The sequence below is a fragment of the Microbacterium salsuginis genome, assembly GCF_012524205.1.
Lineage (GTDB): Bacteria > Actinomycetota > Actinomycetes > Actinomycetales > Microbacteriaceae > Microbacterium > Microbacterium salsuginis.
The window spans coordinates 389,406-410,680 of sequence record NZ_JABACI010000002.1 but is presented as its reverse complement, the minus strand read 5'-3'; the positions used below and the strand labels follow the sequence as shown (position 1 = coordinate 410,680).

At 70.2% G+C, this 21,275-nt stretch carries 19 protein-coding genes; 11 read left to right on the top strand and 8 right to left on the bottom strand.

The annotated features are described in order from the left end of the window. Positions 1–107: 107 nt before the first annotated feature. The 9 genes from HF576_RS08980 (at position 108) to HF576_RS08940 (ending at position 12,077) form a co-directional block, all read left to right on the top strand. Complete coding sequence (locus HF576_RS08980) at positions 108–1,256, top strand: BMP family lipoprotein (protein ID WP_168912772.1); 1,149 nt, start codon at positions 108–110, stop codon at positions 1,254–1,256. A gap of 132 nt (positions 1,257–1,388) precedes the next feature. After that, positions 1,389–2,903, top strand: coding sequence for an ABC transporter ATP-binding protein (locus tag HF576_RS08975; protein WP_168912456.1), 1,515 nt, complete (start codon positions 1,389–1,391; stop codon positions 2,901–2,903). Next, entirely contained in the window at positions 2,900–4,231 is a 1,332-nt protein-coding gene (locus HF576_RS08970) for an ABC transporter permease (RefSeq protein WP_343234219.1), read from the top strand. The genes HF576_RS08975 and HF576_RS08970 overlap by 4 nt, the downstream gene beginning before the upstream one ends. Then, the gene (locus HF576_RS08965) at positions 4,228–5,532 is read left to right on the top strand and encodes an ABC transporter permease (protein WP_168912455.1); all 1,305 of its coding nucleotides are present in this window, start codon (positions 4,228–4,230) and stop codon (positions 5,530–5,532) included. The genes HF576_RS08970 and HF576_RS08965 overlap by 4 nt, the downstream gene beginning before the upstream one ends. Before the next feature lie 2 nt (positions 5,533–5,534). Next, complete coding sequence (locus tag HF576_RS08960) at positions 5,535–5,936, top strand: cytidine deaminase (protein ID WP_168912454.1); 402 nt, start codon at positions 5,535–5,537, stop codon at positions 5,934–5,936. Continuing rightward, positions 5,933–7,225: a thymidine phosphorylase gene (locus HF576_RS08955; RefSeq protein ID WP_168912453.1), complete on the top strand. Its 1,293-nt coding sequence runs from the start codon at positions 5,933–5,935 to the stop codon at positions 7,223–7,225. Before HF576_RS08960 ends, HF576_RS08955 begins: the two co-directional genes overlap by 4 nt. Before the next feature lie 85 nt (positions 7,226–7,310). Beyond that, positions 7,311–8,426: an adenosine deaminase gene (locus tag HF576_RS08950; RefSeq protein WP_168912452.1), complete on the top strand. Its 1,116-nt coding sequence runs from the start codon at positions 7,311–7,313 to the stop codon at positions 8,424–8,426. Between the two features lie 382 nt (positions 8,427–8,808). Beyond that, positions 8,809–9,747, top strand: coding sequence for a hypothetical protein (locus tag HF576_RS08945; RefSeq protein WP_168912451.1), 939 nt, complete (start codon positions 8,809–8,811; stop codon positions 9,745–9,747). Positions 9,748–10,757: 1,010 nt separating this feature from the next. Further along, on the top strand, positions 10,758–12,077 hold the full coding sequence (locus HF576_RS08940) for an acyltransferase family protein (protein WP_168912450.1): 1,320 nt from the start codon (positions 10,758–10,760) through the stop codon (positions 12,075–12,077). Here HF576_RS08940 and HF576_RS08935 read toward each other — a convergent pair. From HF576_RS08935 to HF576_RS08915, 5 genes are all read right to left on the bottom strand, one after another. Beyond that, positions 12,041–12,700 carry a response regulator gene (locus tag HF576_RS08935; protein WP_168912449.1) on the bottom strand — a complete coding sequence of 220 codons (660 nt, stop codon included), beginning with the start codon at positions 12,698–12,700 and terminating at the stop codon, positions 12,041–12,043. The two genes, HF576_RS08940 and HF576_RS08935, sit on opposite strands and share 37 nt — an antisense overlap. Beyond that, positions 12,697–13,899: a histidine kinase gene (locus HF576_RS20330; RefSeq protein WP_168912448.1), complete on the bottom strand. Its 1,203-nt coding sequence runs from the start codon at positions 13,897–13,899 to the stop codon at positions 12,697–12,699. Before HF576_RS20330 ends, HF576_RS08935 begins: the two co-directional genes overlap by 4 nt. A 180-nt stretch (positions 13,900–14,079) precedes the next feature. Continuing rightward, entirely contained in the window at positions 14,080–15,048 is a 969-nt protein-coding gene (locus tag HF576_RS08925) for an NAD-dependent epimerase/dehydratase family protein (RefSeq protein WP_168912447.1), read from the bottom strand. Continuing rightward, the gene (locus HF576_RS08920) at positions 15,045–16,043 is read right to left on the bottom strand and encodes a bile acid:sodium symporter family protein (RefSeq protein WP_168912446.1); all 999 of its coding nucleotides are present in this window, start codon (positions 16,041–16,043) and stop codon (positions 15,045–15,047) included. Before HF576_RS08920 ends, HF576_RS08925 begins: the two co-directional genes overlap by 4 nt. Then, entirely contained in the window at positions 16,040–17,413 is a 1,374-nt protein-coding gene (locus tag HF576_RS08915) for a flavin-containing monooxygenase (protein WP_168912445.1), read from the bottom strand. The genes HF576_RS08920 and HF576_RS08915 overlap by 4 nt, the downstream gene beginning before the upstream one ends. Before the next feature lie 126 nt (positions 17,414–17,539). Between HF576_RS08915 and HF576_RS08910 the strand changes: the two genes are divergently transcribed. Together HF576_RS08910 and HF576_RS08905 are read left to right on the top strand one after the other, a co-directional pair. Beyond that, a complete protein-coding gene (locus HF576_RS08910; RefSeq protein ID WP_168912444.1) occupies positions 17,540–18,049 on the top strand; it encodes a PadR family transcriptional regulator in 510 nt (169 codons plus the stop codon). Further along, complete coding sequence (locus HF576_RS08905; protein ID WP_168912443.1) at positions 18,049–18,819, top strand: alpha/beta fold hydrolase; 771 nt, start codon at positions 18,049–18,051, stop codon at positions 18,817–18,819. The genes HF576_RS08910 and HF576_RS08905 overlap by 1 nt, the downstream gene beginning before the upstream one ends. A 16-nt stretch (positions 18,820–18,835) precedes the next feature. Here HF576_RS08905 and HF576_RS08900 read toward each other — a convergent pair whose 3' ends face one another. From HF576_RS08900 to HF576_RS08890, 3 genes are read right to left on the bottom strand one after another with little or no spacing between them, the layout of a single operon-like run. After that, positions 18,836–19,558, bottom strand: coding sequence for a TSUP family transporter (locus tag HF576_RS08900; RefSeq protein WP_168912442.1), 723 nt, complete (start codon positions 19,556–19,558; stop codon positions 18,836–18,838). A gap of 22 nt (positions 19,559–19,580) precedes the next feature. Further along, a complete protein-coding gene (locus tag HF576_RS08895) occupies positions 19,581–20,735 on the bottom strand; it encodes a mannitol-1-phosphate 5-dehydrogenase (protein WP_168912441.1) in 1,155 nt (384 codons plus the stop codon). Continuing rightward, positions 20,735–21,172 carry a PTS mannitol transporter subunit IIA gene (locus HF576_RS08890; RefSeq protein ID WP_168912440.1) on the bottom strand — a complete coding sequence of 146 codons (438 nt, stop codon included), beginning with the start codon at positions 21,170–21,172 and terminating at the stop codon, positions 20,735–20,737. Before HF576_RS08890 ends, HF576_RS08895 begins: the two co-directional genes overlap by 1 nt. Positions 21,173–21,275 lie beyond the last annotated feature (103 nt).

The window sequence follows — 21,275 nt, the reverse complement described above, 5'->3', positions numbered from 1 at the left end:
AACCATTGCCGGGAAGGCGTTCGCCGTGTATGCAAGTGCGGCGTCACAGTGTGTAACTTGATCCAGTCCCCGTGAAGGACTCGGGGGTCATGGATGTGGAGGCTGAGTTGACCATCTCACGCACCAAGAAGCTCGCCGGCGTCACAGCCGCGGCGGGCCTTCTGATCGCCCTTGCGGGCTGCGGCTCCGCCCCTGAGGCGGACCCGACCGACGGCGGCGACGCCGGCAACGTCGTCGAGGGCTTCACCCCTTGCCTCGTGTCCGACGACGGCGGCTTCAACGACAAGTCGTTCAACCAGTCGGCGCTCGAGGGCATGGAGCGCGCGGCCGACGAGCTGGGCGTCGAAATGATCGAGGTGGAATCCAGCTCGGCCAACGACTACGCGCCCAACCTCGAGAACCTCATCGCCGAGGGCTGCTCGTTCATCGTCTCGGTCGGCTTCAAGCTGTCGGCCGACACCATCACCTCGGCCAACGCCAACCCCGAGGTCAGCTACGCCATCATCGACGACTGGGCCGACAACACCGGCGCACAGGATGACGAAGGCAACGACATCGGCGACGGCACCACCGACGCCCCCAACATCAAGCCCCTCATGTTCGACACGGTGCAGGCCGCGTACCTCGGCGGCTACGCCGCGGCCGCATGGTCCGCTCAGTCGGGCGTGAACAAGGTCGGCACGGTCGGCGGCATCCCGATCCCGCCGGTCACGATCTTCATGGACGGCTTCGTCGACGGTGTCGCGAAGTACAACGAGGACAAGGGCGCCGCGGTCGAGACCTTCGGCTGGGACGTCGCGTCGCAGCAGGGCTCGATGACCGGTGGCTTCCAGGCCAACGACACCGCGAAGCAGGCGATGCAGGGAATCCTCGACCAGGGTGTCGACGTGATCCTGCCCGTCGGCGGGCCCATCTACCAGAGCGCGCGTGACGCGATCACCGACGGCGGCTCGAGCGCCGTCATGCTCGGTGTCGACTCCGACCTCGCCGTCGCCGACCCCTCGGTCGCCGACATGGTCCTCGTGTCCATCAAGAAGCGCATCGACGAGGCGGTCTACGAGGCCACCCTCGAGGCCTCCACCGGCGAGTTCGACGTGGCGCCGTACATCGGCACGCTCGAGAACGAGGGTGTCGGCCTGTCGAGCTTCGGCTCGTTCGAGGCCGAGCTGCCGGAGGGCCTGCTCGACGAGCTGGCCGCCCTGCAGGAGCAGATCATCTCGGGTGACCTCGAGGTGACCTCGCCCAGCTCGCCGTAAGCAGGCGGTATCCGCGATGCGGCCGGGTGGACTCCACCCGGCCGCATCCGTGCGGGGCGACCCTGCATTCGATGGCGCCGCGGCCGACCGGATCTATGGTGCCGCGGGTGAACGGATATATAAGGTGCACATATGAAGCTCGAGCTGCGCGGGATCACCAAGCGCTTCGGCTCCCTCGTCGCGAACGACCACATCGATCTGGTGGTCGAGCCGGGGGAGATCCACGCCCTGCTGGGCGAGAACGGTGCGGGCAAGTCCACTCTGATGAACGTGCTCTACGGCCTGTACCAGGCCGATGAGGGCGAGATCCTGCTGAACGACGAGGTTCAGCGGTTCCGGGGTCCTGGCGACGCCATGGCCGCAGGCATCGGGATGGTCCACCAGCACTTCATGCTCATCCCCGTCTTCACCGTGGCCGAGAACGTCATGCTCGGCCACGAGGACACCAAGGCGCTCGGCGCGCTGGATCTCGCGAAGGCCCGCGAGCACGTGCGTGCCGTCGCGGACAGGTTCGGGTTCGAAGTCGACCCCGATGCCATCGTCGGCGATCTGCCCGTCGGCGTTCAGCAGCGCGTCGAGATCATCAAGGCGCTGTCGCGCGACGCGAAGGTGCTCGTGTTCGACGAGCCCACCGCGGTGCTCACCCCGCAAGAGACCGACGAGCTCATGGCGATCATGCGGCAGCTGCGCGATGAGGGAACCTCCATCGTCTTCATCACCCACAAGCTTCGCGAGGTGCGTGCCGTCGCCGACCGCATCACCGTGATCCGGTTGGGCAAGGTCGTGGGCGAGGCGCTTCCGACCGCGACGAACGCCGAGCTCGCCTCGCTCATGGTCGGGCGCGCGGTCGAGCTCACCGTGCACAAGGACGCGCCCCGGGTCGCCGAGGGCGGCCTCGACGTGCGCGATCTGCGCGTGGTGACCGCGAACGGCACCGTGGTGGTCGACAACGTCACCTTCCAGGCGCGTCCCGGCGAGGTCGTCGCGATCGCCGGGGTGCAGGGCAACGGGCAGACCGAGCTCGTCGAGGCGATCGTCGGGCTCGCCGAGCGGGTCACCGGATCGATCAGCCTCGACGGCGTCGAACTGGTGGGCAAGAGCGTGCGCGGCATCCTCGACGAAGGCGTCGGCTTCGTTCCCGAGGACCGCACCGAGGATGGCCTCGTGGGCGGGTTCTCGGTCGCCGAGAACCTCATCCTCGACCGTTCCGGCGACAAGGCGTTCGTGTCGGGCGGCACCATCCGCCGCGGTGTGCTCGAAGAGTTCGCCCGGGCGCGTATCGAGGAATACGACATCCGCACGCAAGGACCAGGCATCCCCGCCGGCACCCTGTCGGGCGGCAACCAGCAGAAGGTCGTCATCGCGCGCGAGATGAGCAGGCAGCTCAAGCTGCTGGTCGCCGCGCAGCCCACCCGTGGCGTCGACGTCGGCTCGATCGAGTTCATCCACAAGCGGATCATCGAGACACGGGATGCCGGCATCCCGGTCGTCGTCGTCTCGACCGAGCTCGACGAGGTCGCCGCTCTCGCGGACCGCATCGTCGTGATGTACCGGGGCGCGATCATCGGCATCGTGCCGGGCGATGCGCCCCGTGACCTGCTCGGCCTCATGATGGCCGGCGAGAAGCCAGAGGAGGTCGTCGCGTGAGCGATCAGACACCCGGGGTCGGCTCCGAGCCGCTGAAGGGTCTGCCGCCCGAGCAGCTGCCTCCGGTGTCGGGCCCGCTCACCGGATCGCCGAGCCCCGCCGGCATCCCGGCCGCACCCCGGCAGAACGTCTTCATCAAAGACCTGCTGCGCAGCAGCTGGGTCACGACGATCCTCGCGATCGTGGTGGCGATGATCGTCGGTGGCATCCTCATGGCGATCACCGATGAAGAGGTGCAGGAGGCTGCGGGGTACTTCTTCGCTCGTCCGGGCGACACGTTCATCGCGATCTGGAACTCGGTGTACGGCGGGTACGAAGCGATGTTCCGCGGTGCGATCTTCAATCCGCGCGCGAACGACTTCGCGACGCAGATCCGTCCCCTCACGAACACGCTGGGGTTCGCGGCTCCGCTGATCGCAGCCGGCCTGGGCGTGGCGCTGGCCTTCCGCGTGGGCCTGTTCAACATCGGCGGGCGCGGGCAGATCCTCATCGCGTGCGCGGTGGCGGGCCTGCTGACGTTCAATCTGAACCTGCCGATGTTCCTGCAGCTGCCGATCACCCTGGCCGCCGGCATCGCCGGCGGCGCGATCTGGGGTGGCATCGTCGGCCTCCTGAAGGCCCGCACCGGCGCCCACGAGGTCATCCTCACGATCATGCTCAACTACGTCGCGTTCTACCTCGTGACGTGGATGGTCCGCACCCCCGGCATCCTGCAGCGGCCCGCCGGCGACCAGCCGATCTCGGCCGCGACGCCCGCGAACGCACAGTTCCCGGATCTGCTGGGCCCGCGCTTCCCGTTGCTGGACTGGGGCTTCCTCATCGTCATCGGCGCGACGGTCTTCGTCTGGTGGCTGGTCGAGCGTTCGAGCCTCGGATTCCGGTTGCGGGCCGTCGGCGAGAACCCGCACGCGGCTCGCGCGGCCGGCATCTCGGTCCAGCGCATGTACATCTACGCGATGCTCTTCGCCGGCGGCCTGGCGGGCCTGGCGGGCATGAACCAGATCCAGGGATCGGTGACGACCGGCTTCGACGGCCTCATCGACGCCGGCATCGGGTTCGATGCCATCACGGTGGCCCTCCTGGGCCGCAGCCGTGCGTGGGGCGTCTTCGCCGCCGGCATCCTGTTCGGCGCACTGAAGGCCGGGTCGTTCACGATGCAGGCCTCGCAGGACATCCCGGTCGACATCGTTCTCGTGGTGCAGTCGCTGATCGTGCTCTTCATCGCGGCACCGCCGCTGATCCGCGCGATCTTCTTCCTTCCGAAGACCGACGCCGAGAAGGCCGCGAAGGCCAGAGCCAAGGCCGCGAAGAAGGCGGTGGCCGCATGACCTCCACGCCGACGACTCCCGCTCCCGCCGCGGCTCCCGCGCCCGCCGGCACGGTGCAGCTGGCGACCGTCAAGGTCCGCCACTTCAAGATGCCGATCACCCTGGCGATCGCCACCGTGCTGCTCGGTCTGCTCTTCCTGCTGGTGCCCCGTGACGGTATCAGCACGTTCCGCCTCGGCGACCCCGCGGCATCCATCGGTCTTCCGAACGTCAGCGTGCCGACCGCCGTGACGAGCTGGATCGTGTTCGCGGTGCTGGTGCTGCTGACCGCGTGGGCGTTCTGGGACGCGTACTCGTACCGCCGCACCGGGATGTGGCTGTCGATCGTGTTCGGCGTCCTCGCCGTCTTCGCTTTCCTGGTCTGGGCCGCCGCCGGCGGACTCGTGCCCGTCACCGGCCTGCTGTTCGGCGCGGTATCGCTGTCGGTTCCGCTCATCTTCGGAGCCCTGGGCGGCGTCATCGGCGAACGCGTCGGCGTCGTCAACGTCGCCATCGAGGGGCAGTTCCTCTTCGGCGCGTTCAGCGCCGCCCTGCTGGCCAGCATCACGCACAACCCGTTCGTGGGGCTGGTCGGCGCGATGGCCGGCGGCGTGCTCGTCGCCTTCGTCCTCGCGGCGTTCTCGATCAAGTACCTCGTCGACCAGGTCATCGTCGGTGTCGTGCTCAACGTCCTGGTCACCGGCCTCACCGGCTTCCTCTACGGCGCGCTGCTCGTGCCCAACGAGGCCGAGCTGAACCGCCCGGTGCGCTTCACCCGCTGGGAGATCCCGCTGCTCGGCGACATCCCCATCATCGGGCCGGTGCTGTTCAACCAGACGTTCATCGTCTACCTGATGTACGCGACGGTCGCCGCCGTCGCGTGGGGGCTGTACCGCACCCGCTGGGGCCTGCGCCTGCGCGCGGTGGGCGAGCATCCGCAGGCCGCCGACACCGTCGGCATCAAGGTCAACTCGAGCCGCTTCTGGAACGTGTCGCTGGCCGGTGCGATCGCCGGGATCGGAGGCGCGTACTTCACGCTCGTCTCGGTCGGTCAATTCACCAAGGAGATGACCGCCGGCCTCGGCTTCATCGCCCTGGCGGCCGTGATCTTCGGCCGCTGGGATCCGATCCGTGCGACGCTCGCCGCGCTGCTCTTCGGCTTCGCGACCAATCTGCAGAACCTGCTGACCGTGCTGCGGACGCCGATTCCGAGCGAGTTCATGCTGATGCTGCCGTACCTCGTGACGATCATCGCCGTCGCGGGCTTCGCGGGGCAGATCCGCGGTCCCGCCGCCGCCGGCAAGCCGTATATCAAGGGATGACTGTGACCGACATCGACTGGGATGAACTGCGCGCCGCCGCCACGGAGGCGATGCACCGCGCCTATGCGCCGTACTCGCGCTACAAGGTGGGTGCGGCCGCACTCGTCACCGACGGGCGCATCGTCACGGGCTGCAACGTCGAGAACGCGTCGTACGGCGTGACGCTGTGCGCCGAGTGCGGGCTCGTGAGCGAGCTGGCGATGACCGGCGGCGGCGGCCTCGTCGCCTTCGTCTGCGTCAACGGCGAAGGCCACACGATCATGCCGTGCGGACGCTGCCGCCAGCTCCTGTACGAATTCGCGATCCCCGGGATGCTGCTCGAGACGGTGTCGGGCATCCGCACCATCGACGAGGTGCTTCCCGACGCGTTCGGCCCGCGCGACCTCGAGGAGGCCGCGCGGTGAGCTCGGTCGAGGCATTCGACGCCGTCGACGTCATCCGCACGAAGCGCGACGGGGGAGCCGTCCCCGAGAACGCCCTGCGCTGGATGGTCGACGCGTACACCCGCGGCTACGTCGCCGACTCGCAGATGGCGGCCTTCGCGATGGCCGTGCTGCTCAACGGCATGGCGCGCGACGAGATCCGCGTCCTGACCGACGCGATGATCGCGTCGGGCGAGCGCATGAGCTTCGCGTCGCTGGGCAAGCCCACCGTCGACAAGCACTCGACCGGCGGCGTCGGCGACAAGATCACGCTGCCCCTCGCGCCCCTGGTCGCCGCCTTCGGCGTCGCGGTCCCGCAGCTCTCCGGCCGCGGCCTCGGCCACACCGGCGGAACGCTCGACAAGCTCGAGTCGATTCCGGGCTGGCGCGCGGCGCTGTCGAACGACGAGATGTTCGCGCAGCTGCGCGAGGTAGGCGCCGTCATCTGCGCGGCCGGCTCGGGGCTCGCTCCCGCCGACAAGAAGCTGTACGCGCTGCGGGACGTGACCGGCACCGTCGAGGCCATCCCGCTCATCGCGTCGAGCATCATGTCGAAGAAGATCGCCGAGGGCACCGACTCACTCGTGCTCGACGTCAAGTTCGGCTCCGGCGCGTTCATGCGCGACATCGACAAGGCGCGTGAACTCGCCCGCACGATGGTCGAGCTGGGCACCGACTCGGGCGTCGCCACCACGGCGCTCCTGACCGACATGAACACGCCGCTCGGCCTCGCGATCGGCAACGCCAACGAGGTGCGCGAGTCGGTCGAGGTGCTCGCCGGCGGCGGCCCGGTCGACGTCGTGGAGCTGACGGTCGCCCTCGCCCGTGAGATGCTCGCCCTCGCCGGCCAGCCCGACGCCGACGTCGAGGCTGCACTCAAGGACGGCCGTGCGATGGACGCGTGGCGCGCGATGATCCGCGCGCAGGACGGGGACCCGGATGCTGCGCTCCCGGCCGCGCGCGAGACCCACACGGTGACGGCGACCGAGGCCGGTTACCTCACCCGCCTCGAGGCGCTTCCGTTCGGCATCGCCGCGTGGCGGCTCGGCGCCGGACGAGCACGCGCCCAGGACCCGGTGCTGCACGCCGCCGGCATCGACCTTCACGTCAAGCCGGGCGACGTCGTCTCGCCCGGACAACCCCTTTTCACCCTGCTGGGCGAGGATGCGTCCCGGTTCGATCGCGCACTCGAGGCGCTCGACGGCGCGTGGCAGGTCGGACCGGATGCCCCGGCCCCGGCTCCGCTCGTGCGGGAACGCATCACCGCCTAGGCTGAGGCATCCGTCCCGGCATCCTGTCCGCTCGCTTCCCAGCTCGCCTTCCCTTCGCCCCGACCCCGCCCACCGAGGAGAGAACATGCCCATCGACCAGCACGGTGACGCCATCCTGGACGGCGTGTCGATCCGCGGCCTTCCGAAGGTGTCGCTGCACGACCACCTCGACGGCGGGGTGCGGCCGCAGACGATCATCGAGCTCGCCGACGACATCGGGCTCGAGGTTCCCGAGACGGACGCCGACGACCTCGCCGACTGGTTCGCCGAGAAGAGCGACTCGGGCTCGCTGGTCGAGTACCTCAAGACGTTCGACCTCACGACCGGCGTGATGCAGACTGGCGAAGGCCTCTCGCGCATCGCGCGCGAGTTCGTCGAGGACCTCGCCGCCGACGGCGTGATCTACGGCGAGGTGCGCTGGGCTCCCGAGCAGCACCTGGCCCGCGGTCTGTCGCTCGAGGAGGTCGTCGCCGCGGTGCAGGAGGGCATCGAGGAGGGCGAGGATGCTGCGGAGCGGCGCGGTCATGACATCCGTGTCGGGCAGCTCATCAGCGCGATGCGGCACACCGACCGCTCGCTCGAGATCGCACGCCTCGCTGTCGACTGGCGCACCCGCGGTGCGGTCGGCTTCGACATCGCCGGGCCCGAGGACGGGTTCCCGCCGTCCAACCATCGAGCCGCCTTCGACTACCTGGCGTCCGAGTTCTTCCCCGCGACGGTGCACGCCGGTGAGGCTGCCGGGCTCGACTCGATCCGGTCCGCCCTCATCGACGGCCGCGCGCTGCGCCTCGGGCACGGCGTGCGCATCGCCGAGGACCTCGAGGTCGTCTCACGCGCCGGCGAAGAGGTGCTCGTGCAGTTCGGCGACCTCGCGCGCTGGGTGCGCGACCGCGAGATCCCGCTCGAGCTCTCGCCGTCGTCCAACCTGCAGACCGGGGCGATCGAGCGGTGGGGCACCACGATGGAGGACCACCCCTTCGACCTGCTCTACCAGCTCGGGTTCTCGGTGACGGTGAACGTCGACAACCGCACCATGAGCCGCACGTCGCTGACGCGCGAGCTGGCGCTGCTGGCCGAGACCTTCGAGTACGGTCTCGACGACCTCGAAGTGTTCCAGCTCAATGCGGCTGCCGGCGCGTTCCTCGCGGTCGAGGAGCGCGAGGAGCTCATCGACCTCATCTCGAGCGGCTTCGCGGAGTAACCCGACTCCCCGCCCTCCCGCGCCCGCGGTCCAGGTTGGGCAGGTTCCGGATGCCGGGATCCTGCGGAACCCGGACCGCTGGCCGGCTTCCCCTAGGTGCGCGGCTTCCGTCGCTCCTCGTGGCTCCCGGGTGGTGCGGTCCAGGTTCGGCAGGTTCCGGATGCCGGGATCCTGCGGAACCCGGACCGCGGGGCCCCTCCCACGGGGTGCGGCATCCGTCGTGCCCTCGGTCGGCGCGGTCCAGGTTCGGCAGGTTCCGGATGCCGGGATCCTGCGGAACCCGGACCGCGGGCTTCCTCCCCACCGGGTGCCGGAGTCGCTGGTGTCCACAGATCGGCTCCGGCCACGCACCGGCGGTGGCAGGCGGTGCTGAGATCGTGGCGTGACCACCCAGGGATCACCCTTCGGCAACGAGCCATTCACCGTCGCCGCCGCCCTCGCGGCCGGAGTCGGCCGCGGGGCGCTGGCGGGCGCGCGATTCGACGCTCCGTTTCGAGGAGTCCGGCAGTGGAACCGTGAGGATCCGGGCGAACTGGCGAAGCGGGACAAGCTGACCCCGAAGCAGCGGGAGCTCCAAGACTTCAAGAAGAGGTGCCGCCAGTTCGCCACGCGGATGGGTGACACGGACTTCTTCAGTCATGGCACCGCGCTCATTCTGCGCGGCGTCCCAACGCCGCAGGACTGGGACAAGGCGATGCACATCTCCGGCATCCGGCCCCGCAATCCCGCGCGTTCTGCGGGTGTCGTCTCGCACCGCCTCGCCCCCCGGGAGGCGGCTTTTCGCGCGATCGGCGGACTGCGGGTCGAGCATCCGGTACGGGCCTGGGTGCAGGCATCCACTCATCTCACTGACGTCGAGCTCATCGTCGCGGCCGATCATCTCGTCGCTCGCCGCCGAGGTCTCGTGACGATAGACCAGCTGAGAGCCGAGGCACGGCGAAGTCGCACACCCGCGCTCGAGCCTGTGCTGGATCGAGTGCGTGAAGGCTCCGAGTCCCCGTGGGAGACAAGACTGAGGCTCATCCTCGTGGACGCCGGCCTCCCCGAGCCGGATCTCGCGGTCGAGCTGCGGACGGCGGATGGCCGATTCCTCGCTCGGCTCGACCAGGGATACCCGCGATATCGCGTGGGCGTCGAGTACGACGGCCGCCAGCATGCTGAGAGCTCCGCACAATTCGCGCGCGACGCCGACCGGTGGCGCGACATCGCCGACCAGGGCTGGGATCTGGTGCGCATCCTGCATCATCATCTGGATCCCGACCCCAATGTCGCGATCGACCTCGTGCGTCGCGCCCTCCTTCGCGCCGGATGGCGAGCGTAGCTCGTCCTCGCGCTCGGCCGCCGTCCGCTGCCGTCCCCCCACTGTCCACCTCCGCCTCGGCGGCACCGCTGCGCTTTGCGGGCCAGGTTCGGCAGGTTCCAGATGCCGGGATCCTGCCAAACCCGGACCGCACGCTTCACGGGGATGCGGAGGATCGGGCCGGGGACGGCCGGCGCAGGGGCCGTGCCGGCCGGGCGGGGCTGGGCGGCCCGGTTGCGCAGTGCGGTCCAGGTTGGGCGGGTTCTGGATGCCGGGATCCTGCCAAACCGGGACCGCATGCTTCACGGGGATGCGGAGGATCGGGCCGGGGACGGCCGGCGCAGGGGCCGGTGCCGGCCGGGGCTGGGCGGCCCGGTTGCGCGGTGCGGTCCAGGTTGGGCGGGTTCTGGATGCCGGGATCCTGCCAAACCCGGACCGCACGCATCACGGAGGATGCGGAGGCGACGGATGCGGCGGGCCGGCCCGGGCCAGCGCGGAGGTCGGTGCTGGCCGGGGGCGTGCCGGCCGGCACCGCTGCGCGGTGCGGTCCAGGTTGAGCAGGTTCCGGATGCCGGGATCCTGCCAATCCCGGACCGCACATCGCGCGGGCCGGGGGAGCGGATGCGGGCGGCCCGGCCTACACCCGGCACCCAGCACCCAGCACCCAGCACCCTGCACCCAGCACCCGGCACCCGGCACCCGGCACCCGGCACCCAGCACCCAGCACCCTGCACCAGGGCCGGCACCCGGCACCCGGCACGGGCGCCCAGCACCCAGCACCCTGCACCTGGGCCGGCACCCGGCACCCGGCACCGGGCACCCAGCACCCGGGCCGGCACCCGGCACCCGGCACCCTGTACCCGGCACGCGGCACCCGGGCACCCGGCACCCGGCACCCGGCACCCGGCACCCCCTACCCCCTACCGGGGTAGGGGGTGCAAGGACGGCTCTGCGGGGTGACGCGCGCGACAGGGGCGGATTCCTACGGTGGCAGGACACCGAAAGAACCCGAACAGAACTGGGAACCCGTCGTGACGCTTCTGGATCGTCCCCGCATCGACACCGCCCGCACTTCCCCCGCTCCGAGGGATGCCGCGATCGACCTCGTGCGCGCCGTCTGCCTCGTCGTGGTCGTCGCCCTGCATGCCTTCATGGCCGGCATCGCGGTCGTCGACGGCCAGATCGCGGTGACGAACGTCGTGATCGGCCAGGCGTGGTTCGCGCCGGTGTCGTGGATCGTGCAGATCATGCCGATCTTCTTCATCGTCGGCGGATTCGCCGGGATCACGCAGTGGCGGCGAATGCGGGACCGCGGCGAATCCGCCGTGTCGTTCGTGACAGGCCGCCTGCGGCGCCTCGCGGTGCCGGCGATCGCCGCGTTCGCCGTGATCGGTGTCGGACTCACGGTCGCCCTCATGGCGGGTGTGTCGCCCGACCTGGTGGGCGAGCTCGGGTTCCGCATGGCGCAGCCGATGTGGTTCCTGGGCGTGTACCTGGGTGCCACGGCTCTCGTGCCGTTGCTGTCGCGTTGCCACGAGCGCGCTCCGCGCGTGACGCTCGGGATGCTGGTGCTGGGGGTCGTCGCCGTGGACGCCCTCCGAATGGGCACCGGGATCGCCGGACTCGGCTTCCTCAACCTCGCGTTCGTGTGGCTGGCCATGCAGCAGCTCGGCTTCTGGTGGGCCGACGGGCGCCTCGCGGTGATGTCGCCGCGGCGCCTGGTCGCCGGGCTCAGCGCCTCGCTGATCGTGCTCGCCGGGCTGTTCGCCTCAGGCGCCTACTCGCCCGATATGTACGAGAACCTCAACCCGCCGACGATCTGCCTGGTCGTGCTCGGCGCGGCCCAGCTGTTCGCCCTCGCGCTCGCCGCGCCCCGCCTGCGGCAGGTGGCCGCCCGCCCGCGCGTCGCGGCCGCCGTCGATGCGATCGGCAGCCGTTCCATGACGGTGTACCTGTGGCACATGCCGGCACTCGTCCTCGTTGCGGCGCTGCTGTTCGCGTCGGGTGTGCCGTTCCCCGACCCGCTGAGCCCGCTGTGGTGGGCGACGCGGCCGGCGTGGATCCTGAGCGTCGGCGTCGCGACGGTGCTGCTCGTGCTCGTGGCGCAGCGCTTCGAGCGTCGGCGTGTCACGGCCACGGGCCAGGAGCCGGCCCGCGGTCGCGTCATCCTCGCGGTGGTGCTCGGCATGGCCGGTGTCGTCGCGGTGCTGATCGGCGGTTTCACTCCGTTCACCGCCGTGCTCGCCGTCGCCGGACTCGTCGCGTCGCTGCGGCTGTCCTCCGACCGCAGGCCGTCGGTCCAGCGGGCCGGCCGCTACCCGGCGCCGGGGATGACGAGTCCCGCCTCATAGGCGGCGATCACCAGCTGGGCGCGGTCGCGGGCACCGAGCTTGGCGAGGATCCGCGACACGTGCGTCTTCACAGTCTGCTCCGCCACGAACAGGCGCGCGGCGATCTCGGAGTTGGACTCGCCCTGCGCGACGCCCACCAGCACCTCGCGTTCGCGTTCGGTGAGCTGGCCGAGCACCGCGCGATCGGTTCGCCGCGGACCTCGGGTCGCGGCGAACCGCTCGATGAGCGTCCGGGTCGCGCTCGGGGCGAGCAGGGCGTCACCCGCCGCGATGATCCGGACCGCCTGCGTCAGCTCCTCGGGCGAGGCGTCTTTCAGCAGGAATCCGGCCGCACCCGCCGACAGCGCGTCGAAGACGTAGTCGTCGATGTCGAAGGTCGTCAGGATCAGGATGCGGGGGGCCTGCGGCGCCGCCGAGATCTCGCGGGTGGCCGCGATGCCGTCGAGCACCGGCATCCGCACATCCATCAGCACCACATCCGGGTGCAGCTGTGCGACGAGCCGGACGCATTCCTCGCCGTCCGCGGCGGAACCCACCACCTCGATGTCGGGCTGCTCGCCCAGCAGCGCCGAGAAGCCGGCCCTCACCATGGCCTGGTCGTCTGCGATCACGACACGGATCATCCGGATGCTTCCTCCCTCGTCGCCGGGAACTCCGCGGCCACCTCGAATCCGCCGTCGCTCGTCGCGGCGGCGAGCACCGTGCCGCCGGCGCTGCGCACGCGTTCGCGCATGGCGACGAGCCCGTGGCCGCCACCGGCGACGAGCGTGGCCTGCGTCGTGGCACGCTCGTTGCGCACGCGGATGACCACCATGCCGTCCAACGCCTCGACGGCGACCCTGATGGCGGCACCGGGCGCGTGACGCAGCGCGTTGCTCAGGGCCTCCTGCACGACGCGGTACGCGGCGAGATCGGCGATCGCCGACAGTGCAGGCTTGTCGGAGCCGATCCACTCGAGCCGCACGTCCGCACCGGCCTGCGCCGTCTGGCGCACGAGCACACCGATGTCGGCGAGTCCGTGCTGCGGCTCGACGAGCGGTGCGTCTCCGTCGACGCGCAGCGCGTCCAGCAGCCCGCGCATCTCGCGCAGCGCCGTGCGGGCCTGCGTGGCGATGTCGGCGAATTCCTCCGCGGTGCGGGTGTCGACGCCGCCGAGGCGCGCGGGGGCGCTCGCCGCCTGGACGTTGATGACCGACATGCTGTGCGCGATGACGTCGTGCAGATCGCGCGCGAGCCGCGCCTTCTCTTCGGCGATGACCCGGCGCGACAGCTCTTCGGCGTTGATGCGCTGCTCGCGCACCAGCTGCCTGCGGATGCGACGCCATTGGCGCACCGCGATGCCGATGCCGAGCACGCCGGCGCCGATCGAGACGAAGACCACGATGTTCGCCGTCGCGGCATCGGCGTGGCCGCCGCCGTGGACCATGGCGATCACGATGGAGCCTGCTGCCGATAGGCCGAAGATCGAGCTGGCGATCTGCCATGGGGCTCGGAAGGCGAGCAGGAACACCATGCAGAACTGGGTGATCTCGGGCGCCACCGCCCACGGCCACGGTGCCTCCGGCGTCGGCGCCGACAGCCACAGCAGACCGCTCACCGCGACCACCGAGATCACACCGGCCGCCGTCGGCCAGCGCAGGGCGAGCGGCAGCGCGCCGACGTGCAGCACGGTGAGGCTGAACGCGGCAGCCAGCGGCACCCCGTAGATGGTCGCCGAGAGCGGCACCTGCACAGAGATCAGGGTCAGCGCGACCGCTGACACGATGACCCACGTCCATGCTTCGGACCGCCGTCCGCGCTCGACGGGTTCGGATGTGCTCACGGGCCCCCTCGAAGTGTGTGCGGTCTGCCTCCAGTCTGGCCGACCTCAGCGCTCCCTGTCGCCACGTCGCGCATCATCCCTCCGCGTACGTGCCGTGCCCCGCGAGAAGGTGCCGTGCCCGCGAGAAGGTACCTTCTCGCGCGAGTCCTCACCCCAAGAGCCCAGGCCTACCGCCCGGGCTCAGCGCCGGGCCACGCCCGGATGAGTCCGCAGGTACTGCTCGAACGCCTCGGCCGAGGTCATCGCCGGAGTGAAGCCGAACCGTGTCTTCAACGCCTCGTTCGCCAGAACCGGGCGGTACCTCAGGAACCCCACCTGTTCCGGTCCGTGCACGGTGAGGTGCAGCATCCGTCCGATCCGAAGGCCGAACCCGATCAGGGCCGCCGGCACGGTGATGACCGGCTTGCCGAGACGGCGCGCGATCTCGTGGATCGTGAGGCGGCCGTCGCCGGCGACGTTGTAGATGCCGGGCGGTCCGTCGGTGGCGGCGCGGACCATGGCCGCGGCGACGTCGTCCACCCACACGAAGACGAAGGGCGAGTCCGAGCCGCTCACCGCCAGGAGTGCGCGGCCGTCCCACAGCCTGGTGATCTGGTTCTGCACGGTCGGTCCGAGGATCGTGCCGATGCGGAACACCACCTGTTCGAGCGCGGGGTGGGTCGCGCGCAATTCCGCAAGCATCTGCTCGACGAGGCGCTTGTGCTTGGCGTACGGGAACTCTTCGTTGCCGCGCAACGTGTCGGTCTCCCGCAGCCACTCCGGATTGTCGGCGTGGTACCCGTATGCCGCGCCGGACGATGAGACGACGATGCGGCGCACACCGGCCTCGGCGCATGCGTCGAGCACGTGACGGGTGCCGTCCACATCGACGCGGTACTCGAGGTCGTGGTCGCGGCCCGGGCTCACGATGGCCGCGAGATGCACGACGACGTCGATGTCGTGCCGCTCGAGAAGGGCCGCGAGACCGGCCGGTCCCGTGACGTCGCACTCCTCGTACAGCACATCCTCGACGGGATGCTCGGGAGGCCGCACATCGCCTGCCACCACCAGCTTCACGTCGGGGTGCCCGGTGAGTGCGGTCACGACGTGCGAGCCGAGGAATCCCGCGCCACCCGTCACCAGCACGCGGACTCCGGCGGCGACGTTCACGAGGCCGGTCCCGCCGGTGCCGCGGCGTCGCCGGCTGCGGCATCCGTTCCGCTCGTCGCCGCCGCGTGACGCGATGCGTCGCCCTTGGCCGAGCCGGTGCGCCGCCGGGTATGCCGGGCCCAGAGCGCCGCGACGACCAGCCCCGCGATGATGTCCCAGATGCCCCACCAGCCCGCGACGATCGCCATGCCGCCCAGGCCCCCGAAGAACGCGAACACCAGTCCGAGTCCCAGGCCGGCATTGCGGATCCCGACCTCGAAGGTCATCGCCTTGCGCTCGCGGGTGCCGAGTCCGCCGACCACCGCCGTGCCGTAGCCGATCGCGAGGGCGACGGCGTCGTGGATCGTGACGACGAGCACGATGATGCCGAGGAACGCGACGAAGTACGACCAGTTTCCCGCGAGCGCCGCGACGATGAACGCCACCAGCGCCAGCAGCGAGAACCACTTGACGAACGGCTGGACCTTCGTCGCGAACGACTCGAACCGGTTGCGGATCACCAGCCCCGCCGCGAACGGCAGGCCGATGATCAGGAAGATGTCGAGCAGCATCGCCCACGGGTTCAGCTCGACCGCCGCGAGGAGCGTGCGGGCGGTCGGGTGCAGCGATCCCCAGAACGCCACCGACAGCGGCAGCACCACGATGTACAGCAGGTTCGACACCGCGGTCATCGACACCGACAGGGCGACGTTGCCTCCGGAGCGATGCGTCAGAACCTGCGAGATGTTGCCGGGCGGGCAGCATGCCACGAGGATCATGCCGAGCGCCATGGACGGCGTCACGGGCAGGATCAGCGTCAGCCCGAACGTGACCGCCGGCAGCACCACGAGCTGCGCGAGGATCGCGATGACGAACGGCTTGGGCTTGCGCGCAACGACCTTGAAGTCGTCGACGGTCGTGTCCAGGGCGATCCCGAACATGATGAGCCCGAGCACGACGTTGAGCACCACGAGCGTCCCGGGATTGAAGTTCAGGACGACGTCGTCGGGGTTCATGCCGCGACTCCTTTCGCGCGGCGCCGTGCGAGGGAGGGACGACGGATGCCACGGCGCGGCGTGGTGGCGACGGCATCCGTCGTCAACGTCTCGGTGGCCGCACGGACAGCGCGCCGGTAGGCGTCCTTGTTGACGTAGTACGACATGCGCTCCAGGCCCAGGTAGCGGTAGCCGCCGGTGAGATCGGGCCACGGTTCGGCCGCGACGCGGGCGCGGAATGCCGCGGCACGGTCGGGGTGGTGGTCCAGTGCCGAAAGGTACGCGGCCACGAGCTCGGCCTGCTCGTAGCGGCCCTGCCAGCCGATTCCGGATGCCTCGATCATGCCCATCACGAAGAGTCCGTTGAAGGCGGGCGGGAAGACGTTGAGGTACAGCTTCGGCGACCAGCCGGTCCAATTGAGTTCCTCGCGCGCCACGAACGGGTAGTCGAGCGTGTAGCCGGTGGCCATCAGCACGACGTCGTACTCGCCGCTCGACCCGTCGCGGAAATGCACCGTGCGCCCGTCGAAGCGGTCGATGTCGGCTCGGATGCGCAGATCGCCCTGGCCGAGGTGATTCAGGATCAGCGTGTTGACGATCGGATGCGACTCATACAGGCGGTAGTCCGGCTGGGGGAATCCGAACCGCACCGGGTCGCCGGTGAAGGCCCGCAGCACACGGGTGTCGACGAACTGCTTGATCCGCGCGGGGAGCGGACGACCCTGGTTGAGAGTGTCGGAGGGCTTGCCGAACAGGTAGCGGGGCACGAAGTAGTACCCGCGCCGCACGCTCATGTCGACGGATGCCGCGTGATGGACCGCATCGACCGCGATGTCGCATCCCGAATTGCCGGCGCCCACGATGAGCACGCGCTTGCCGGTCAGCTGCGTCGCCGTCTTGTAGGCGCTGGTGTGGAGGACCTCACCGGTGAACTCGCCCCGGAAGGTGGGCACGTTCGGCTCGGCGAGCGTGCCGTTCGCGAGGATCACGCCGTCGTAGCGCTGCTCGACGGAGCCGTGCGGGCCCTCGGCGTGCAGCATCCATCCGCCGTCGTCGGTGCGTGCGAGCGAGGTGACTCTCGTCTCGAAACGGAACAGCCCGGTGAGCCCGAAACGGTCGGCGAACTCGCGGAAGTAGGCGATCAGCTCGCGATGACCCGGATAGTCCGCGGTCGAGCGCATCGGGAACTCGCGGAACTCGGTGGTCGTGCGGGAGGAGATGAGATGTGCGGACTCATACACCGTCGAGCGCGGGTTCTGGATGTCCCACAGGCCCCCGACCCCGCGCGATGCCTCGTAGCCGTCGAACGAGACGCCCTGCTTCTGCAGGGCCCGTGCGGCCGACAGGCCGGAAGGGCCCGCTCCGATGATCGCGTACCGCTGCTCCGTCATGGGTTCCTCAGTGTGCTCCTCGCACGTCGTCGTGCGCCAGTAGAGAACCATATGTTCTCGCCATCGGGGGAGGAAATCGACGCAGAATACTTGCGCAGTCCTATATATGTGTTGTCTAATATCACCATGACACTTCCCGCGATCATCCTCGGGCTGCTCGACATCGAGCCGATGACCGGCTACGACCTCAAGAAGGCGTTCGACGGCTCGGCGGCCCACTTCTGGTCGGCCGACCAGGCCCAGATCTACCGCACTCTGGCGAGGCTCGTCGAAGAGGAGGCGGTCGAGGTGCACGTGATCCCGGGGGAGGGGCGGCCCGACCGGCGCGAGCACCGGATCACCGACGAGGGCCGACGGATGCTGGCGGACTGGCTGGACTCGCAGCTCGAACCGGAGCGGGCCCGAGAGCCGTTCCTCGCGCGCCTGTTCTTCTCCGGACGCGGCGAGCCGGAGCTCGCGCCCCGGCTCCTCACTGAACGACGGGAAGCGGTGGAGCAGCGCCTCGCCGCTCTCCGCGCGCTGCCGCGGGCGACCGCCACGCGCGAGCAGCGGCTGCGCACGGCCACCCTGGACTACGGGCTGCGGGCGCTCGAGGCCGAGCTCGAGTGGATCGACGCGACGCTGGCGGTGCTGTGATGCGCTTCGTCGAGTCTGGCCCGGCAGGGGCCGAGAGCATCCTGTTCATCCACGGCGGCAACGTCGCGGGGTGGATGTGGCGCGGTCAGGCAGAGGCACTGCCCGGCTACCACTCGCTCATCCCCGACCTTCCAGGCTTCGGAGCGTCGGCCGACGAGTCATGGCCGACGCTCGTCGACGTGGCCGACGCCCTCGCCGATCTCGTGCGCACGCACGGCGAAGGCGGGCGGGCGCATGTGGTCGGGCTGTCGCTCGGGGGTGTGCTGGGAGTGATCCTGGCGGCCCGGCATCCGGATGTCGTCCGGAGCGTGTTCGTGACGGGCGCGGCGGTACGGGGCGTCCACGGGCCGACCCGTCCCTTCGGGCTCGCTCAGATCAGGGTGTGGGGGGCGCGCTCGTATTGGACGACGCTCGCGCGTTCCTTCCGGCTCCCCGCCGACTCGGTGGAGGAGTTCGTCACCACCGGCCTGGGCATCGATCGGGACTCCGCGCGGCGGATGATGCGCGAAGTCTACGACGGCGTGCCCGCGCCGGTGCTCGACGGGCTGCGCCGCCTCGAGGCCCCGCTGCTCGCGATCGCCGGCGAGCGAGAACCTCGTGTGGTCCGCGCGGCGCTGCACGACATCGTCGGCCGTGCGCCGCACAGTGCGGCGGCGATGGCCCCGCGGATGCACCACGTGTGGAGTGCCGAGGACCCCGAGCTGTTCCACCGCGTGCTGCGGCACTGGCTCACCCGGTACGAAGCGTCGCCCGAGCTGCTCCCCGCGTGACGGTTCGGGCTGCCGCTCAGACGAGGAGCGCGAGGATGCCTCGGCCCAGCACCACCGTCGCCCCCGCCCACGCGAGCGCGAGCATGGCCACGCGGGCGATCCGCGGCGACACGTTGCGCGCGAGGATCGTGCCGATGGCGATGCCCGCGATCGTGGCGAGCACGAGCGCGCCCACGTCCGAGACGGGGCTGGCCGGAAGCCCGCGAAGCGCGACCGAGACGATGCTGAAGGCGACGAAGATCACCTGCGCGGTCGCCGCGAAGCGCCGCTGCGGCCAGCGGTCGCCGACGGCGTAGGCGGCCAGCGGTGGACCCGAGAGACCGCTCGCGACGTGCATGAAACCAGCCGAGGACCCGGCGACGACGGCTCCCGCCCGGCCGGTGAGCGACGCGGAGAGGGCAGGGAGGCGCCCGGCGATCAGGGCGAAGAAAGCCATGGCGGCGATCAGGATCAGCAGCGCCGCATCGGGGAGGACGCGCACCAGGAGGGCGCCGAACGGCGCGGCGATCAGCCCCGGCCAGATGAGCCACCACGCGCGGCGCCACTCGATGTGCCGCCATACCAGCGGGATCGCGGCGAGCGAGGCCACCAGCGCGAGGAGGACTCCGAGCGTGATGCCCTCGACGGGGCCGTACAGCAGCACGATGGGTCCGACGAGCACGAGAACGAACCCGAGTCCGGTGATCCGCTGGATCACGGCGGCGACGAAGGCGGCGATCCCCGCGAGGACAACGGTCACCGAACGAGCGTACCCGCGGTGCTCAGTGCCCGAGCTCGGCCTGCCGGGCGGCGACGGCCGCCTGAACACGGGGGAAGAGCGGATGCCCCGGCTCCAGGCCGGTGACCGCCTCGGTGAAGGACGCGGCATCCTGTTCCCGCAGCATCCGCTGCAGATCCACAGACTGTGCGTCCTCGGAGTCGTCGAACGCGAGCGCCGCGCCCATCGCGTCGACGAGCGCGTCGACGCTGAGCCCGCGCTCGGCCGCCTCGGCGGCCGGCCCCACGAAACGCTCGTTCCGGGACAGCTTGCGCAGCGGCTGCCGGCCGACGCGCCACACCGTGTCGGGGAGTGCCCGATTGGCGAACCGGGACAGAATGGTCGCCCGGTACCGGGCGAGCTCCGCCGCATCGAACTCGTGCTTGGCCTCGAGCAGGGCCGAGGTCTCTTCCAGCGCCGCGCTGACGCGCGCCGCGATGTCGTCGTCGGCGAGCGCCTCCGAGATGGTCTCGACGCCGGCCTGCACCCCGAAGTACGCCGTGGCCGCGTGGCCGGTGTTGACCGTGAAGAGCTTGCGCTCGATATAGGGCGCGAGATCGTCGACGAAGTGGGCGCCCGGGATGTTGGGCGGGTCGTCGCCGAACGGATCCCCTTCGATGGCCCATTCGAAGAACGGCTCCACAGTCACATCGACTCCGTCGCCGGGGGCCTGCGCCGGCACGATCCTGTCGACCGCGGTGTTCGCGAACACCGCGCGCGACGCCAGGGCGTCCCACGCATCGCCGGCAAGGGCCACGATCTCGCCGCGCAGCAGGTCGGTCGCGCCGATGGCGTTCTCGCACGCCATGATCTGGAGCGGGGGAGACGCCGGATTCCGCAGCGCCAGCCCCGACATGATAAGCGGAGCCACGAACTTCAGCACGGTCGGGCCCACCGCCGTGGTGACGACGTTGGCCACGGCGATCTCATCGATCACCATGTCGGGATGCTCGGCGCTGTTGATCGCCCGGAAGCCGGTCACCACGATGTCGCGTCCGCCCTCGCCCACCTCGTGCACGGTGTACGACGAAGCGGCGTTGATCGCGTCGACGAGCGCGGCCGCGACGTCCGAGAAGACGAGGTCGTACCCGCCCTCGTGCAGCAGCAACCCGACGAAGCCTCGGCCGATGTTGCCCGCGCCGAAGTGGACGGCCTTCATCACACGCCCGCGGCCGACACGAGCGAGAAGAGTTCCTCGGGGGACTGCGCCGCCTTGAGCTTCTCGACCTCGTCCTCCTCCGAGAAGAGGATCGCGATCTGCGACAGGATCTCGAGGTGCTCGTCGCCCTTGCCGGCGATCCCGATCACGAACGTGACCGGCTCGCCGCCCCAGTCGACACCCCCGTCGTACCGCACGACCGACAGCGCGGACTCGAGGATGGCGTCCTTCGTCTCGTTCGTGCCGTGCGGAATCGCCAGCTCGTTGCCCATGTAGGTCGAGACGGTCTGCTCGCGCTGCTGCATCGCGTCGAAGTACGCACCCGTGACGGCGCCGGAGGCCTCCAGGATGTCGGCCGCCTCTTTCATCGCCTCCTCGCGCGTCGCGCTGCCGGAGTGGATGCGCACCTGCCCGATGCTCAGAACGTCCCGTGCCATGTCTGCCGCCTTTCGTCGATTCCGGATGCCGCTGTCTCGGTGTCGTCTGCCGTCTTGCGTGTGGTGGAGCCGAGGCGGTGGAGCCGGGGGCCTCCCGCCGCCC